At 70.8% G+C, this 16,499-nt stretch carries 16 protein-coding genes; 6 read left to right on the forward strand and 10 right to left on the reverse strand.

Features of this window, described 5'->3' with window-relative positions; genetic code table 11:
- Nucleotides 1-17: 17 nt before the first annotated feature.
- From OG202_RS15520 to OG202_RS15530, 3 genes are all read right to left on the reverse strand, one after another.
- Complete coding sequence (locus OG202_RS15520) at nt 18-1,220, reverse strand: GDSL-type esterase/lipase family protein (RefSeq protein WP_328222929.1); 1,203 nt, start codon at nt 1,218-1,220, stop codon at nt 18-20.
- A gap of 67 nt (nt 1,221-1,287) precedes the next feature.
- Nucleotides 1,288-1,866, reverse strand: coding sequence for a TetR/AcrR family transcriptional regulator (locus OG202_RS15525; RefSeq protein WP_328222930.1), 579 nt, complete (start codon nt 1,864-1,866; stop codon nt 1,288-1,290).
- Nucleotides 1,867-1,949: 83 nt separating this feature from the next.
- Nucleotides 1,950-3,047: a protein kinase family protein gene (locus tag OG202_RS15530; RefSeq protein WP_328222931.1), complete on the reverse strand. Its 1,098-nt coding sequence runs from the start codon at nt 3,045-3,047 to the stop codon at nt 1,950-1,952.
- A 306-nt stretch (nt 3,048-3,353) separates the two neighbouring features.
- Between OG202_RS15530 and OG202_RS15535 the strand changes: the two genes are divergently transcribed.
- A complete protein-coding gene (locus tag OG202_RS15535) occupies nt 3,354-4,580 on the forward strand; it encodes a serine hydrolase domain-containing protein (RefSeq protein WP_328222932.1) in 1,227 nt (408 codons plus the stop codon).
- Between the two features lie 110 nt (nt 4,581-4,690).
- Here the strand turns inward: OG202_RS15535 and OG202_RS15540 are convergent, their stop codons facing one another.
- The gene (locus OG202_RS15540; RefSeq protein ID WP_328222933.1) at nt 4,691-5,713 is read right to left on the reverse strand and encodes an NADP-dependent oxidoreductase; all 1,023 of its coding nucleotides are present in this window, start codon (nt 5,711-5,713) and stop codon (nt 4,691-4,693) included.
- Nucleotides 5,714-5,838: 125 nt separating this feature from the next.
- Between OG202_RS15540 and OG202_RS15545 the strand changes: the two genes are divergently transcribed.
- From OG202_RS15545 to OG202_RS15565, 5 genes are all read left to right on the forward strand, one after another.
- On the forward strand, nt 5,839-6,276 hold the full coding sequence (locus OG202_RS15545) for a MarR family winged helix-turn-helix transcriptional regulator (RefSeq protein WP_326583098.1): 438 nt from the start codon (nt 5,839-5,841) through the stop codon (nt 6,274-6,276).
- A gap of 147 nt (nt 6,277-6,423) precedes the next feature.
- Nucleotides 6,424-6,828: a DUF6153 family protein gene (locus OG202_RS15550; protein ID WP_326583097.1), complete on the forward strand. Its 405-nt coding sequence runs from the start codon at nt 6,424-6,426 to the stop codon at nt 6,826-6,828.
- A 92-nt stretch (nt 6,829-6,920) separates the two neighbouring features.
- Nucleotides 6,921-7,577, forward strand: coding sequence for a DUF305 domain-containing protein (locus tag OG202_RS15555; RefSeq protein ID WP_328222934.1), 657 nt, complete (start codon nt 6,921-6,923; stop codon nt 7,575-7,577).
- A gap of 98 nt (nt 7,578-7,675) precedes the next feature.
- Nucleotides 7,676-8,137 (forward strand): GNAT family N-acetyltransferase, encoded by a 462-nt coding sequence (locus OG202_RS15560; RefSeq protein WP_326583095.1) that lies wholly within the window; start codon nt 7,676-7,678, stop codon nt 8,135-8,137.
- 61 nt (nt 8,138-8,198) lie between these two features.
- Entirely contained in the window at nt 8,199-9,071 is an 873-nt protein-coding gene (locus OG202_RS15565) for an alpha/beta fold hydrolase (protein WP_326583094.1), read from the forward strand.
- Between the two features lie 55 nt (nt 9,072-9,126).
- On the opposite strand, the gene yjfF is transcribed toward OG202_RS15565, so the two are convergent.
- The 6 genes from yjfF to OG202_RS15595 form a co-directional block, all read right to left on the reverse strand.
- Entirely contained in the window at nt 9,127-10,167 is a 1,041-nt protein-coding gene (gene yjfF, locus OG202_RS15570) for a galactofuranose ABC transporter, permease protein YjfF (RefSeq protein ID WP_327729922.1), read from the reverse strand.
- The gene (locus OG202_RS15575; protein WP_326583092.1) at nt 10,167-11,303 is read right to left on the reverse strand and encodes an ABC transporter permease; all 1,137 of its coding nucleotides are present in this window, start codon (nt 11,301-11,303) and stop codon (nt 10,167-10,169) included. Before OG202_RS15575 ends, yjfF begins: the two co-directional genes overlap by 1 nt.
- Nucleotides 11,300-12,832, reverse strand: a complete 1,533-nt coding sequence (locus tag OG202_RS15580; RefSeq protein ID WP_328222935.1) for a sugar ABC transporter ATP-binding protein — start codon at nt 12,830-12,832, stop codon at nt 11,300-11,302. The genes OG202_RS15575 and OG202_RS15580 overlap by 4 nt, the downstream gene beginning before the upstream one ends.
- A 247-nt stretch (nt 12,833-13,079) precedes the next feature.
- Entirely contained in the window at nt 13,080-14,087 is a 1,008-nt protein-coding gene (locus tag OG202_RS15585) for an ABC transporter substrate-binding protein (protein ID WP_327729920.1), read from the reverse strand.
- Nucleotides 14,088-14,230: 143 nt separating this feature from the next.
- Nucleotides 14,231-15,265, reverse strand: coding sequence for a LacI family DNA-binding transcriptional regulator (locus OG202_RS15590; RefSeq protein WP_326583089.1), 1,035 nt, complete (start codon nt 15,263-15,265; stop codon nt 14,231-14,233).
- Between the two features lie 407 nt (nt 15,266-15,672).
- On the reverse strand, nt 15,673-16,404 hold the full coding sequence (locus OG202_RS15595) for an SCO2400 family protein (RefSeq protein ID WP_443052246.1): 732 nt from the start codon (nt 16,402-16,404) through the stop codon (nt 15,673-15,675).
- Between the last annotated feature and the right edge of the window lie 95 nt (nt 16,405-16,499).

Consider the following 16,499-nt stretch of genomic DNA (forward strand, 5'->3'; position numbering starts at 1 on the left):
CGGGTTCCCCGCGCCCCTCAGGGCGCGAAGGGGCCGTGGGCGGTGAAGGCCAGTTCCGCGAAGCGTTCTCCGATGTGGTGGTGGGTCTCGGCGTCGGGGTGGAGGCCGTCGGGGAGGGGAAGGGTCGTGGCGTCGTCCTCGCCGTAGAGGGCGAGGCCGTCGAGGTAGTGGAGGTGGGGGTCGTCCTTCGCGCGCCGGGCGACCAGGGCCGAGAGGTCGTCGCGGATGACTCGGAGGGTCAGTTTTCCGGGCGTGAGGTCCTCCGGGTCGCCCATGGCGCGGAAACGCAGGCGGCCTTCGGCTAGGTCGGTGAAGTCGGGGGCGCTGGGGCCCGGGGTGTCCTCGTGGATGGGGCAGAGGATCGGGGAGACGACGAGGAGGGGTGCGGTGGGGTGGCCGTCGCGGATCGTGTCGAGGAAGCCGTGGACGGCGGAGGTGAAGGCGCGCAGCCGCATCACGTCGTGGTTCACGAGATTGATGCCGATCTTGACGCTGATCAGGTCGGCGGGAGTGTCCCGCATGGCGCGGGCGGTGAAGGGGTCGAGGAGGGCGCTGCCGCCGAGGCCCAGGTTGATCAGTTCCACGCCCGCGAGGGAGGCGGCGTGGGCGGGCCAGATGGCGGTGGGGCCGGCGGCGTCGGAGCCGTGGCTGATCGAGCTGCCGTGGTGCAGCCAGACCCTGCGGCCCCGATCGGGGGCGGGCTCGACGGGGGCGTCGGTGCGCAGGGCGACGACTTCGGTGGTCTCGTTGTGCGGGAGCCAGATCTCGATCGTCTTGAGGCCGGCGGGGAGGTCCGCGAAGGTCACGGTGCCGGGTGGGCCCGGACGGTACTCCTCCGTACCGGCGGTCATGTCGACGGTCACGGTGTTGCCGTCCGGCACGCTCGCGCGGGCGGTCAGGCGGCCGTCGACGAGGAGGTCGTACAGACCGTCCGGGCGGGCCGGGGCGCCCACATAGCTCCGCTTGGTGCGCAGGGCGTCGAGCTCGACGGCGGTGGCACGGGTGCGGAAGACCAGCCGTACACCGGAGGGCTGGGACTCGACCATGGCCAGCTGCGGATCGGCGCACTGCGCACGGGCGCGGGCGGGCAGCCGGTGCGGCAGCACGCCGTGCTCGGTGTGCTCCAGCTCCAGGGCGCCGCGCAGGAGGTCGGCGGTGACGGGGGTGGTGATCCAGGAGTGCTGCGGGCGGTCCCGGTGGTTCTCGTGCTGTGGGGGCATGGCTCAACCTGACGATCGGTGGGGGTGGACGGTCCGGCGGTGCGGGGTGTGGGCGGCGCCCGGGTGATCAACGGGGCGGAGGGGCGGGCCAGTTGCGCAGGAGGGCGTCGAGGGCGTCGAGGATCCGGTCCCAGCTCTCCTGCGAGTCGGGGGCACTGTGGTTGAAGCCGCCGGCCGTCTCCAGGCTGACGTAGCCGTGGAAGACGCTGCCCAGGAGCCGGACGGCGTGGGTCTGGTCCGGCTCGGTCAGGTCGTAGCCGCGCAGGATCGCCCTGGTCATCCGCGCGTGTCTGCCGCCCGCGCTGGCCGCGGCCGCCTCGGGGTCCAGCCTCAGCTGGGCCGCCGCATAGCGGCCGGGGTGTACGCGGGCGTAGTCGCGGTACACGTTCCCCAGCGCCGCCAGCGCGTCCTTCCCGGCCCGTCCGGCGAGCGCGGCGGTGCCCCGGTCGGCCAGTTCCTCCAGGGCGAGCAGGGCGATCCGGGTCTTGAGGTCCTGGGAGTTCCGCACATGCGAGTACAGGCTCGCGACCTTCACGTCGAACCGCCGCGCCAGCTCCGAGACGGTCACCTCGGCGAAGCCGATCTCGTCGGCCAGCTCCGCGCCCGCCCGGGCCAGGCGTTCCGGGGTGAGGCCTACGCGTGCCATGACCGTGACACCGCCCTTTCGTTCGACCGGAACCGATTATGCAGTTGCCTAAAGTCTTTAGGCAACTGGGTAATCGCATTAGGTCAGAGGGTGAGCGCGCTCAGCGTCGCCTCCGGATACGGGGTCTCCTTGCTTTCCTCCTCCAGCCGACGGAAGAAGTCCGTGATCGCCGTGGTGAGCGGGGCGTACCGGGTGATCATCGCCGCGGCCGTGTCCGGGATGCCGGTGGGACGCTCGCCCTGGGCGTACGCGCGTATCCGGGTCTCGCGCTCGTCCCGGTCGTGGCCGTACAGGTCGGTGACCAGCCACTTCACGAAGTAGCTGAGCGCGTAGCAGCGGTCGTAGCCGCGATGGCGTTCGAAGAAGGTGGTCTCCTGCGGGGACAGGTCGAAGCGGGAGGAGAGGGCGAGGCCGTAGTCGGCGAAGTAGAGCCGGTGACCGTCGGTGAGGATGTTCTGGAAGTGAGCGTCGAAGTGGAGCAGGCCTCGGCTGTTCATGAACGAGATACCGGCGGCCAGTTCCCGCTCCACCAGGGCGCAGGCCCGGTCCGCGGTCTCGGCGTCGGCGGTCGTCTGTTCGCCCAGCCACTCGTGGAGGGTCCGCGGGAAGAACTCCAGGAACAGCGCGACGCTCGCGGACGACTTCCGGCGGGCGTCGATGCGGTGGCGTACGCCGGGGTCGCCGCCCCAGTGGGCGACGGCCCGTTCCGTGTCGGCCAGTTCCTCGGGGAGCGGCGTGGAGTCCGGCACCACCCGCCAGTGGTGCAGGAGCGGGAAGCCGTCGTACTCCCCCGCGAGCGCCCAGTTCGTCGTCATGGTGTGGACGGCGAGTTCCCGCCAGGCGCCGAAGCCGGGGCTGCCGACGGCTCCGACGCCGTACTGGCAGGAGAGCGGGAGCCGGAAGAGGTTCGCCGTGGAGTGGACGTTCTCCGGCCGCCGCTCAAGGTCCGTCAGCGGCACGCGCTTCACGAAGACGGGGATTCCGTCGATCTCCAGCAGGGCCGACGTCCCGCCGATGCCGGAACCGATCGGGGCCGCCGTGTCGAGGAGTTCGGCCAGGGCGCGGTCGCTGTGCAGGGCGAGGGCGGTCGAGACGGCGCCGTGGGCGGCCAGCCGCGCTGCGCGTGAGGTGTCGGAAGGGTTTGGAGCTGCTGGCGCTGGAGTGCGTTCAAGACGGTTCACCGCCGATTGGTAACACCCGAAGGCGGTCCGCGTCGTCCGCTCCTGACCATCCGGCTTGATCGGCATCCCCGGCGGGCGGCTGGGGAGGCCGGCCCGCCGGCTGGTCTGGGGGTTGGTCCGGGCGGCCCGGCAGCGGCGGCGGGTCGACCCTCCGTGGTCAGCGGCCCGAACGCGGTCCTCTTCGGTAAGGAGCCCCTCTTCCGTGACCATCCGAAGGGCGAATTCCCGCAGGTGGGACGGGCGTTGCTGACCGTATCCTGACCCATCCGACCACCCAACACGGTCGATTATCCAGACGGGAGTGCGATGACGCAGCAGACAGGGGAGGCCACCGTCCACGGCACGGTCGCCGACGGCTTCGAGGCGGTGCGCGAGGAGTTCGCCGTGCTCGTGGCCGGTGAACGGGCCGACTACGAGGGGCAGTTGACCGCGTATATGCACGGGCGGCGGGTCGTCGACCTGTGGGCGGTCCCGGCGGCGGAGACGCGGCCGGTGACGGCCACGGAGCCGAGGCTGGTGCCGGCCACGGAGCCGAGGCCGGACGGGGACTCGCTGCACGGCGTGTTCTCCTCCACCAAGGGCGCCGCCCATCTCGTCGTCGCACTGCTCGTCCAGGACGGTGTTCTGGAGCTCGACCGTGAAGTCGCCCACTACTGGCCGGAGTTCGCGGCCGAGGGCAAGGATGCGCTGACCCTTCGGGAGCTGCTCGCGCACCGGGCGGGGCTCGTCGGCACCGACGCCGGGTTCACGCTGGAGGAGCTGGCGGACGACCGCGTCATCGCCGAACGTCTCGCCGTCCAGCGGCCGTTCTGGCGTCCGGGCGCCGCCTTCGGCTACCACGCACTCGTCATCGGCGCGCTCACCGGAGAGGTCGTACGGCGGGTGACGGGCCGCACGCTCCAGGAGGTGTACGAGGAGCGGGTGCGCGCCCCGTACGGGCTCGACTTCTTCCTGGGGCTGCCGGCCGAGCTGGAGCCCCGCTTCCGGACCGTGCTGCCGATGACGCCCACGCCCGCGCAGCAGGCCGAGCTGGACGCCGTACCGCGCGGCCCGCACACGCTGGCGTCGATCGCGTTCAACAACCAGGTGCCGGAGCCGGGCGAACTGACGGACTTCCCCAACGCCCGTGTCGTGCGGGCGAGCGGGCAGTCGTCGGCGGGCGGCGTCGGCTCCGCGCGTGGACTGGCCCGGATGTACGCGGCGGCCATCAGCACGGTGGACGGCCGGCCGCCGCTGCTGAAGCCCGACACCATCGGCGAGATCGGCCAGATCCACTCCCTCGGCCACGACCTCGTGGCCCGCGCCCCCAGGGCGTTCGGCCTCGGCTTCCAGGCGACCGCCGAGAACCTGTATCACTTCCTCGGCGCCGGCACCTTCGGCCACAGCGGCGCCGGCGGCTCCCAGGCCTTCGCCGACCCCCGCAGCGGCCTCGCCTACGGCTACACCCGCCGCCGCATGGCCTTCCCCGGCGGGGCGGCACCGGAGAACACCGGATTCGTCCAGGCCGTGCACACGGCGGCCCTGGCCGTCTGAGCGCCGTACACCCGCTCCCGTACACATGGCGGAGCCCGCATCCCACGTCCAGGGATGCGGACTCCGTCGTAGGCAACGAACATGCGCGGGTGTTCGTCACGGGGAGGGGATCAGAGCTTGACGATCATCTTGCCGGTGTTGTCGCCGCGCAGGACGCCGAGGAAGGCCTCCAGGTTGTTCTCGATGCCCTCGACGACGGTCTCGCGGTACTTGAGCTCGCCGGAGCGGACCCAGGCGCCGACCTCCTGGACGAACTGGGGCTGGAAGTCGTAGTGGTCGCCGACGAGGACGCCCTCGACGCGGAGGCGGTTCTGCAGGATCTTGACCATGTTGCGCGGGCCCGGGGTCGGCTCGGTCGAGTTGTACTGGGAGATCATTCCGCAGATCACGGCCCGGCCCCGCAGGTTGAGCGCGCCGATCGCGGCCTCCAGGTGCTCGCCGCCGACGTTGTCGAAGTAGACGTCGATGCCCTCGGGGGCGGCGGCCTTGAGCTGCTCCCAGACGGGGCCGTCCTTGTAGTTGAAGGCGGCGTCGAAGCCGTACTCCTCGACGAGGAGCTTGACCTTGTCGTCGGAGCCGGCGGAGCCGATGACCCGGGAGGCGCCCTTGAGCTTGGCGATCTGGCCGACCTGGCTGCCGACGGCACCGGCGGCGCCGGAGACGAAGACCGCGTCGCCCTCCTTGAAGGCGCCGACCCGCAGCAGGCCCGCGTAGGCCGTCAGACCCGTCATGCCGAGGACGCCGAGGTAGGTGGAGAGCGGCGCGGCGTCCGGGTCGACCTTCACGGCCTGCTTGGCGTCGATCGTGGCGTACTCGCGCCAGCCGCCGAAGTGCAGCACGTGGTCGCCGACGGCGATGCCCTCGGCCGCCGAGGCGACGACCTCGCCCACGGCACCGCCCTGCATGACCTTGCCCAGCTCGAACGGGGCGACGTACGACTTCGCGTCGCTCATGCGGCCACGCATGTACGGGTCCACGGAGAGGTACGTGTTCCGTACGAGGACCTCACCCGCGCCGGGCTGCCGGATCTCCGCCTCGACCAGGGCGAAGTCCTCGTCCTTGGGCCAGCCCACGGGGCGGCTCAGCAGGTGCCATTCGCGGCTGGTGGCGGGGAGGGCGGGGGTGTCGGACATGGGGGTGGGCCTTCCTGCGGGTGCGTGGCGCATGCGGTGGGCATACCGTGCGGTTACTTCATTACCTGAAACAACCATGCGCTTGAATATTTCATGTTGTCAAGTAAAGAGGTAGCCTCGAACCCATGCCCACGCAGAAGACGACCCCCCGCATCGACCCGCTGACCATGGAGGTCGTCCAACTCATCGGCACGGTGGTGGCCCGCTACCACGAGGAGTACGAGGAAGCCGCCGCCGAGCACACGCTCACCGGCGCCCAGGCCCGCCTCCTGGGCCTCCTTTCCCTGGAACCGCTCCCCATGCGCCGCCTCGCCCAGAAACTCCGCTGCGAGCCGTCGAACGTGACGGGGATCGTGGACCGGCTGGAGGCACGGGGACTGGTCGAGCGCCTCCCCGACCCGAAGGACCGCCGCGTGAAGCTGGCGGCGGCCACGGCGGAGGGGCGCCGGGTGGCCGGCAGCCTGCGGGATTCCCTGGACTTCGCCCGGGAGCCGCTGGCGGCGCTGAGCACGGGTGAGCGGGAGTCGTTGCGGGATCTGCTGCGGCGGATGCTGGAGGCGTAGGACGGCTGCCCGCGCCTCGGGGTGGTCGTCGGTACGGCCCTGGTGTGGGGCGAGGTGGCGTCCGGGCGGCGGCGGGATGCGGCGGGAACGCGGCGCCAACTCGACCTGTCGGCAGAGGAGTCGGGCGGGGCCCGTAGCATGAGGGCCATGACAGCCCGCGCACAGCGACACAGCGCGCCACCGCCCCTGGGGCGGTGGCGGGCGTTGCTCGTGCTCGGGCTGCTGGCCGGGCTGTTCGGGATGCACGCACTGGCTCCCGGCGGTGTCCACCACGAACACGCCGAGCCGCGGCACGGAATGGCGGCCGCGGTCGCGGTGGCGGTCGACGCCCACGACGGCTGCCCGGGCGGCTGCGGCACGGACCACGCCCAGCACGCCGATCCGACCTGCGCGTCGGGCGCGGTGAGCGGCGGGCCGACACTGCCCGGACTCGTGCCCGACCCGGTGCCCGCACCCGTATCCGCCGACGACGTGTGCGCGTACGTGCTCTCACCTCCGGACGGCGCACGCGCACCCCCGTCCCTGGCGGAACTCCAACTCCTGCGGATCTAGACACCGCCCCGCACCGTGTCACCGGCTCGGCGACACGGCGCGCGTCGGCACGTCCGGATTCCGAATCCCTTTCGCACAGCAGGAGTTGCAGCATGCGCACCACCCGTACCCGTCCCCGTACCCGCACTCTGGCCCGCCGCGTCGCCGTGGTGGCCGCGTCGGCCACCGCCGCTCTCGTCCTCGCCGCCTGCGGAGGTGACGGCGGAGACGGCCACACCGCAGGCGGCCACGGCTCCGCTTCCTCGTCGGCCTCGTCGCCCACGTCGGCCGGCGCGCACAACGCCCAGGACGTGTCCTTCGCGCAGGGCATGATCCCGCACCACCGGCAGGCCCTGGAGATGGCCGGGCTGGCCGCAGACCAGGCGTCCTCCGCCGAGGTCAAGGACCTCGCCGCACGCGTGGAGAAGGCACAGGACCCGGAGATCGAGACCATGACCGGCTGGCTGAAGGCCTGGGGCGAGGACGTGCCGAGCGGGGCCGAGATGCCGGGCATGGATCACTCGGGCGGGGCCGGGATGCCCGGCATGATGGGCGGTAAGGACATGGCCGAGCTGGAGAAGGCGTCCGGCACCGCCTTCGACACCCTCTTCCTGACCATGATGGTCGAACACCACGAGGGCGCCGTGGAGATGGCCACGGCCGAGAAGAAGAAGGGCGCGTACGGGCCCGCCACGGCCATGGCCGACGACATCGTCACCGCGCAGACCGCCGAGATCGCCGAGATGAAGAAGCTCCTCGGCACAAGCTGACGGCACCCCGGTGGGGAGGGGCCCGATGACCCCAGGCCCCTCCCCCACCACCCTCGAACACGGGGCGCGGCCCGACCCGACCGGCTACCGTGTAATGCATGCCTACCCTGAATGACCCTTACGAGCTGAGCGTGGGCGTGCCCTCCGTCGAGGTCTTCCGCCGTCTGCGCACCGACGCCGGTCTGTCGGACAAGGATCCCGAAGCGGTCGCGCTCGCCCTGCCCCACACCTGGCACGGGGTGATACTGCGGCACGCGGGGCAGCCCGTCGGCATGGGGCGCGTCATCGGTGACGGCGGTACCGCGTTCCAGATCGTCGACATCTGCGTCCACCCCGCACACCAGGGCCGCGGCCTCGGCAGGCGCATCATGGCCGCGCTCACCGGGGAACTGGAGCGCCGGGCGCCCGCCACCGCCTACGTCTCCCTGATCGCGGACGGCCCCGCCCGCTTCCTCTACGAGAAGTTCGGCTTCGCCGACACCGCCGCGCACGGCTCGATCGGCATGTACCGCGTGATGGACGGGGGTTCCGGGCCCGGCGGGACACGGGCGGAGCCATAGGAGGGCGGGGCGGGGCGAATTGCGGTTGCCCTGCGGCGAGGGGGCTGTGAGGGTCGGCCGTATGGCCACCTTCCGCGCACCCGACCGCACTTCGCTCGCCTACCGCACGGCCGGCGACGGTCCGCCGCTCGTCTGCCTCCCCGGCGGGCCCATGCGCGCGTCCGCCTACCTCGGTGACCTCGGCGGGCTGGCCGCGCACCGGCGGCTGGTGATGCTGGATCTCCGGGGCACCGGGGAGTCGGCGGTCCCCGAGGACACCACCTCCTACCGCTGCGACCGGCTCGTCGGCGATGTGGAGGCGCTGCGCGAGCATCTCGGGGTGGAGCGCGTCGATCTGCTCGCGCACTGTGCCGGGGCGAACCTCGCGGCGGCGTATGTACGGGCGTATCCCGAGCGGGTCGGGCGGCTCGCTCTCATCACGCCCAGTCCCCTGGGTGTGGGGATCGCGGTCGGCGGCGAGGACCGGCTCGCGGTCGCCCGGCTCCGCGAGGGTGAGCCGTGGTTCGGGGAGGCGTTCGCGGCGTTGGAGGAGGTCGTGGCGGGGCGGGGAGCGCAGCGGCACTGGGCGGCCGTCGCCCCGTTCCTGCACGGGCGCCTGGACGAGGCCGCCCGGGCCCTCGACGCCGCCGACGCCGAGCAGCGCAATCCCGAGGCCGCGCGCGTCTTCGGGAGTGAGGGAGCCTTCGACCCGGAGGGGACGCGGGCCGCGTACCGGCGGTTCGGGGCGCCGGTGCTCGTGCTCGCCGGGGAGGTCGATCTCAACTCGCCGCCCGGTGCGATGGGCGAGTACGCCGCGCTGTTCCCCGGGGGCGCCGAGTTCGTCGTACAGCCGGGAGCCGGACATCATCCGTGGCTGGACGACGGCGATCGGTTCGTGGAGACCGTCGCGAAGTTCCTGGACCGGGAGAACCGGGCACCGGACCGGGAGAACTGAGCGAGGGGACGCTCACCCCGCAAGGGCGAGCGTCCCCTCCCGACCCGGGTCGCGCTCAGGTCTGTTTGCGTGCCGTCATCGCCCGCTGGATGAGGATGAACGCGCACAGCAGCACGCCTGTGGCGATCTTCGTCCACCAGGAGCTGAGGGTGCCCTCGAACTGGATGATGCTCTTGATGAGGCCCAGGACGAGGACACCGAACAGGGTGCCGAGGACGTAGCCGGAGCCGCCCGTGAGCAGCGTGCCGCCGATGACCACGGCGGCGATCGCGTCGAGTTCCATGCCGGTGGCGTGCAGGGGGTCACCGGACTGGATGTAGAGGGTGAAGAGCAGACCCGCCAGGGCCGAGCAGAAGCCGGACACCGTGTAGACGGCGATCTTGGTGCCGCCCTGCGGGAGGCCCATCAGCATCGCCGACTGCTCGTTGCCGCCGATGGCGTACACGCGGCGGCCGAAGCGGGTGTAGTGCAGGACGTAGAAGGCCACGGCCAGGACCACCAGGGCGACGATCGCGCCGATGGACAGGAAGCCGATCCCCAGCTGGGCCTGTGTCTGGGCCAGGCTGCTCACCGTCTCGTCGCCGATGGCGATGGACTCCTTGCTGATGACCAGGCACAGGCCCCGGAAGAGGAAGAGCCCGGCCAGGGTCACGATGAAGGGCTGGATCTCGAAGTTCTGGATCACATAGCCCATCAGGAAGCCGCCGAAGGCGCCCACGGCCAGGGCCATGGGGATCACCAGCAGGATCGGCAGGCCCTGGCGCTCCACCATCCAGGCCGTGAACATCGTCGTGAAGCCGATCACCGAGCCGACCGAGAGGTCGATGCCGCCGGAGAGGATCACGAAGGTCGCGCCCACGGCGGCCACCAGCAGATAGCCGTTGTCGATGAAGAGGTTGAGGAAGACCTGCGGTTCGTTGAAACCGTAGTTCTGGTAGCGGCCCAGGCCCGCGATGTACATCGCGAGGAAGAGCGCGGCGGTCACCAGGACGGGCAGCCGCCGGTCGGCGAGGAGCGCCGAGACCTTGGACGTGGTCGTGGACGTCGGTGCCGTACGGCTGTCCTGGGACGGCGGGGTCTTGGTGGTCGCGGTCATCACGACACCTCCATCTTCGGGGCCGCCTCGGCGGGCGTCGTGACGGTCTTCGCCGGGGCCGCGGGCGACGTACCGCCGCCGGTCGCGCCGGGCTTGGAACCGAACCGGGCGCCGAAGACCTTCGCGCGGAACTTCGGGGACTGGAGCAGGCAGACGACGATCACGACGGCCGCCTTGAAGACCAGGTTGGTCTGGGTGGGCACGCCGATCGTGTAGATCGTCGTCGTGAGGGTCTGGATGACCAGGGCACCGATCACCGTGCCGCCGATGGAGAACCGGCCGCCCAGCAGCGAGGTGCCGCCGATCACCACGGCGAGGATCGCGTCGAGTTCGATCCACAGGCCGGCGTTGTTGCCGTCGGCGGCCGAGGTGTTGGAGCTGATCATCAGGCCCGCGATGCCCGCGCACAGGGCGCAGAAGACGTAGACCATGATCTTGATACGGCGGGAGCGGATGCCGACCAGGCGGCTGGCCTCGGCGTTGCCGCCGACCGACTCGACGAGGAGGCCGAGGGCCGTCCTGCGGGTCAGCAGGACGGTGACCGCCACGACCACGGCCACCACGAAGATGGAGAACGGCAGCGTCAGCCAGTAGCCGCCGCCGATCAGCTTGTACGGCTCGCTGTTGATCGTGATGATCTGGCCGTCGGTGATCAGCTGGGCCACGCCTCGGCCCGCGACCATGATGATGAGGGTCGCGATGATGGGCTGGATGCCCATCCTGGCCACCAGGAAGCCGTTCCACAGACCGCAGACCACCGCCGCCACCAGGCCGATGCCCATGGCCAGGAACACCCCGGCCAGCGCGCTCTGGTCCGCCTGGTCGCTGATGTACGAGCAGGTCAGGGCGCCGGTGATGGCGACGACCGCGCCGACGGAGAGGTCGATGCCGCCGGTGGCGATGACCAGGGTCATGCCGACCGCCACCAGGATCAGGGGCGAACCGAAGAGCACGATCGAGACGAGGCTGCCGTAGAGGTGGCCGTCCGTCATCCTGATCGAGAAGAAGTCGGGGGTGAAGGGGACGTTGACGAGCAGCAGGGCTACCAGGACCGCGACGGGCCAGAACAGGTGGTGGTGCGTCAGCGCTCGCCAGCGGGACGTCGTGGCTGTCGTGGCCGCGGATGGGGTGGTCACTGGTGTTCTCCGCTCGCGATGGTCTCCAGGATCTTGCTGGTGGTGATCTCCGGCCCGTTGGTGAGCGTCGCCACCAGCTTGCGGTCGCGCAGCACGCCGATGGTGTGGCTGAGGCGGAGGACCTCCTCCAGCTCGGCCGCGATGTAGAGCACGGCCATGCCGTCCTCGGAGAGGGACACCACGAGCTTCTGGATCTCGGCCTTGGCGCCGACGTCGATGCCCCGGGTGGGCTCGTCGAGGATCAGCAGCTTCGGCTGGGTGATCAGCCAGCGGGCGAGCAGCACCTTCTGCTGGTTGCCGCCGCTGAGCTGGCCGACGCGGGCCTCGGGGTTGGCGGGCCGGATGTCGAGGGCCTTGATGTACTTGGCGACCAGTTCGTCGCGCTGGGCGGCCGGGATGGGCCGGGTCCAGCCGCGGGCCGCCTGGAGGGCCAGGATGATGTTCTCCCGGACCGTCAGATCGGGGACCAGGCCCTCGGCCTTGCGGTTCTCCGAGCAGAACGCGACCCCGGCGCCGATGGCGTCGTTCGGGGCGTTCATCGGGACCTGCTTGCCGCCCACGGTGACCTTGCCGCTGTCGGGCTGGTCGGCGCCGAAGAGCAGCCGGGCGAGTTCGGTGCGGCCCGAACCGAGCAGGCCGGCGAGGCCCACGACCTCGCCCTTCTTGATGTCCAGGTCGAAGGGGGCGATGCCGCCCGTGCGGCCGAGGCCGTCCGCGTGCAGCAGGGTCTCGCCGACGTCGGCGTGCAGCTGGTGCTCGTGGAGCTCCTCCAGCTGGTCCAGGTCCTTGCCGATCATCAGCTGGATCAGGCCGACCTGGTCGAGTTCGCTGACCATGTGCTCGCCGACGAGGGTGCCGTTGCGCAGGACGGTCATGCGGTCGCAGATCTCGTAGATCTGGTCGAGGAAATGCGAGACGAAGAGGATCGCGACCCCCTCGTCCTTCAACCGCCGCATCAGCCGGAAGAGTTCGAGGACCTCGTCGCGGTCGAGGCTGGACGTCGGCTCGTCGAGGACGAGCACCTTGGTGCCGGCTCCGACCCCGTCGCCGGTGCCCACCGACCGTACGATCGCGACCAGTTGCTGCACGGCCAGCGGGTACGAGGACAGCGGTGCCGTCACGTCGATGTCGAGGCCGAGCCGGTCGACCAGCTCGGCGGCCTCCTTGCGCAGCCGCTTCCACTGGATGCGGCCGAAGCGGGTGGGTTCACGGCCGATGAAGATGTTCTCCGCCACCGACAGGTTGGGGCAGAGGTTGACCTCCTGGTAGACCGTGTTGACCCCGGCCTGCTGCGCCTGCAGCGGGCTGGCGAACCGCACGGGCTCTCCGTCGAGGGTGATCGTGCCGCCGTCCAGGGAGTAGACCCCGGTCAGCACCTTGATCAGGGTGGACTTGCCGGCGCCGTTCTCGCCCATCAGAGCGTGTATCTCGCCGGGGAAGAGCCGGAAGTCGACGCCCGACAGAGCCCGTACCCCCGGGAATTCTTTGACTATGCCCGTCATCTCCAGGACGGGCCGCGGCTCTGCCATAAGTCTCCTAGCGAGGGACCACCGGCTGTGTCCGGTGGGGGAATTCACTTGCCTGGGCTGTGTTACGTGCGTTCCGCCCCGAAAGGGGTCGGTTCGGGCTGGACCGCGACCTTCGGGTTGGAAGCCCCCACATGGGGCGGAGTCACGGCAGCGCTCCTCATGCGATCGAATCGCTGCAGACCCACAGGGGCCCGGCCGACCGAGGTCTCGGTCGGCCGGAGGCTCCCTGACCGGTGGGTGCGGTGGGTCAGTACTTGCGGGTGGGGAGGGCGTCCTTGGCCTGGTCCTGCATGAAGTCGCTCTCCTTGGTCTTGATCCAGCGATCGACCGTCTCGCCGTCCTTGACCTTCTGCACGACCTCCATCAGCTGGGGGCCGAGCAGCGGGTTGCACTCGACGATGGCGTTGATCTTGCCCTCGGACATCGCGATGAAGCCGTCCTTCACGCCGTCGACCGTGACGATCAGGATGTCCTTGCCGGGCTTCTTGCCGGCCGCCTCGATGGCCTGGATGGCACCGATGCCCATGTCGTCGTTGTGCGCGAACAGCACGTCGATGTCCGGGTTGGACTGCAGGAAGGCCGCCATGACCTGCTTGCCGCCGGCGCGGGTGAACTCACCGGTCTGGCTGACGACGATCTCCCAGTCGTCCTTGTGCTCGGCGTCCATGACCTCCTTGAAGCCCTTGGCGCGCTCGATCGCGGGGGCGGCACCGGTGGTGCCCTCCAGCTGGGCGATCTTCACCTTGCCCTTGTGGCCGGCCTTCTCCAGGACCTTCTCCAGGATCTTGGCGGCGCGTCGGCCCTCGTCCGTGAAGTCGGAGCCGACCAGGGTGACGAACAGGGACTCGTCGGAGGTCTCGACGGAGCGGTCGGTCAGGACCACCGGGATGTTCTTGGCCTTGGCCTCCTTCAGCACCGCGTCCCAGCCGGTGACGACCACCGGCGAGAAGGCGATGACGTCCACACCCTGGGTGATGTAGCTGCGGATCGCGGAGATCTGGTTCTCCTGCTTCTGCTGGGCGTCGGAGAACTTGAGCGTGTAGCCCGCCTCCTTGGCCGCCGACTTCACCGAGTCGGTGTTGGCGCTGCGCCAGCCGCTCTCCGAGCCGACCTGGGAGAAGCCGAGGGTGATCTTCTTGCTGCCGCCGGAGCCGGAGGTACCGGTGGAGCTGTCGTCCTCCTTGGCGCAGGCCGTCAGACCGGCCGCGGCCGCCACGCCGACCGCCGTGGTGAGGAAGTTCCGTCTGCTGAGCATGTTCTTCTCCTTTGAAGAGCCGGTCCGAGGACGGACCGTTGGTACTCGTGGTGGACCGGCCGCACTGCGTCCAACCTGTCGATCATTGTTCGAAATGTCGGCCACACTGATGGATGGAAAGCGTTGGGTCGTTCGGTGCCGCGTCAGCCCGGTGGAGGCAGGTACGGGAAGGTGCTGGCGCGGACGACGAGTTGGGGTTCGATGGCGATCCGGGACAGCCCGGCAGGGGTCCGGCCCTCGATCAGGTCGAGCAGCAGGGCGATGCTCCGCTGGCCCACCGTGGAGAAGTCCTGCCGGACGGTGGTGAGAGGAGGCGCGAAGAACTCCGACTCCGGGATGTCGTCGAAGCCGACCACCGCGACGTCCTGGGGCGTGCGTACGCCCGCCTCCCGCAGCGCGCGCAACACCCCCAGCGCCATCTGGTCGTTGGCGACGAAGACGGCGGTGAGGCCCCGGCCCACCCAGCCGGCCAGTTCCTGGCCGGCCCGGTAGCCCGACAGCGGGCTCCAGTCCCCGTGCAGCGGCTGCGGCGGTTCGACGCCCGCCTCCTCGAGGGTGGCCCGCCAGCCGACGGTCCGGTCCGCCGCCTCCTGCCAGTCCTCGGGGCCGGCGAGGTGCCAGACCTTGCGGTGCCCCGCGGCGAGCAGATGACCGGTGGCCAGCCGCGCGCCCAGTTCCTGGTCCACGTTGACGCTGGGGATCTCCGAACCGGAGCCGGTACCCACGGCCACCACCGGGAAGGGGTGCCGGAGTTCGGCGAGGGCCGCGACCGCCGATCGCTGCGGGGCGAGGGCGATCACCCCCTCCACACCGCCGTCACTGAGGCGGTCGACGGCCTCGGAGAGCGTCTCCACGGTCAGTTCGCGCAGACTGACCGTCGAGACGAGGTACCCCTCGGCCCGTGCCGCCTCCTCCAGCGCGAACAGCGTGCTGGCCGGCCCGTAGAGCGTGGTGTTGGAGGCGACCACGCCCAGCGTCTGGGTGCGCCGGGTCACCAGGGCCCGTGCGGAGGAGTTGCGACGGTAGCCCATCTCCTCGATCGCGCGCTGCACCCGGGCCCTGGTCTCGACCCGCACGTTGGGGTGATCCCCCAGGACGCGGGAGACGGTCTGGTGGGAGACGCCGGCCTGGCGTGCCACGTCGGCCATGGTGGGCGGCCGGAGCTGCGAGTGGGGCACGGCCGCACCTCCTCGGTGGTCGACGGTGGACAGGTTCTGTGCTGCGGGTAAGTCCTGTGGTGGCGATGGTTCCCGTGCCGTGGACGGGCCCTGGACGGCGGGCGGATGATTCCGCGCCGTCGGCTTCACGCCGGGATTCCGGAAAGCCCCAGGTCGGCCGCTGGTAAGGCGAGTTGGGGCGCTGCTTGCACGACGCTCGTACCTCCTCGGATGCCCTGCGGCGTCGACTGGTGAATGCGGAGGTCATTGTGAGCGCTAACAATTCATGGCGGTCAAGAGGGCTGCGTCAGGGAAGGCGTCACGGTTGAATAACGCGACCGTCGGCGCGACCCGGGGACGGTGGGCCCGGACACGGCGGAGCCCCCGGCCGGGGACCCCGGTCCGGGGGCTTTGACCTGCGGTTCTCGCTACGAGCACCACCACAGGAACTGCTTGCACGTCGCCGAGGGACTGGGCTCCGGAGTGGGATCGTCCTCGGTCGGTTCGGTGGTCGGGGGGTCGGTGTCCTCGGGGTCGGAGGTCGGGTCCTGCGCCGAAGGGGCCGGGCTCGCTGTCACGTTGGAGGCCGAGCGGTCCACGGGCTTGTCGTCGTCCTCGGTGCCCTTGTCGGCCTCGGACTTCTCGGACTCCGAGGCCGACGGGGACGCCGACTTGTCCGGGTTCTTCCCGTCCCGCTCGGCGTCGGCGGAGTCGTCCGAGCGCTCGCCGGCACCCTCGGCGTCGTCCGCCGAAGCCGTGGGGGACGCGTCGGAGGAATCGTCCACGGACGCCGTGCGCGGCTCCGACGGCGGTGCCTCCATGCCGAGTTCGGCGAGGCTCAGCCCGCCCGCGGCGAGCAGCAGACCGGCTCCGATCATCAGCAATCGCCGGCGGCGGCGACGGTGCGCCGCGGCCTTGCGGTCGCGCCGGCCGGCCCGCGCACCACGGCCGCGGCTCTGTGACCGGGACCGGGACCGGGCGCGGCGGGGGCCGCTCTCGGGGGTGTCGTCCTCGTACGCGTCGTCGCGTTCGTCCACGACCGTGTCGTCCGGGGCGGCCGACGCGTCCGGGTGGGTCCGGCAGTCTTCGGCCGACGCGCCGCACCCCGAGCAGGAGAGGGCGCCATTGAGGTGCCGTTGGCACGGGTGGCAGTAATCCATGACGCCGGAAGATTATGTTCCGTAGCGGTGACGTTCCCGGGTGGGCCCGTGAAAGTTGTGTAGGAACCTCATGGACCGGTACACCGGGCGGGGAC

The organism is Streptomyces sp. NBC_00310 (genome assembly GCF_036208085.1).
Classification (GTDB): Bacteria; Actinomycetota; Actinomycetes; order Streptomycetales; family Streptomycetaceae; genus Streptomyces.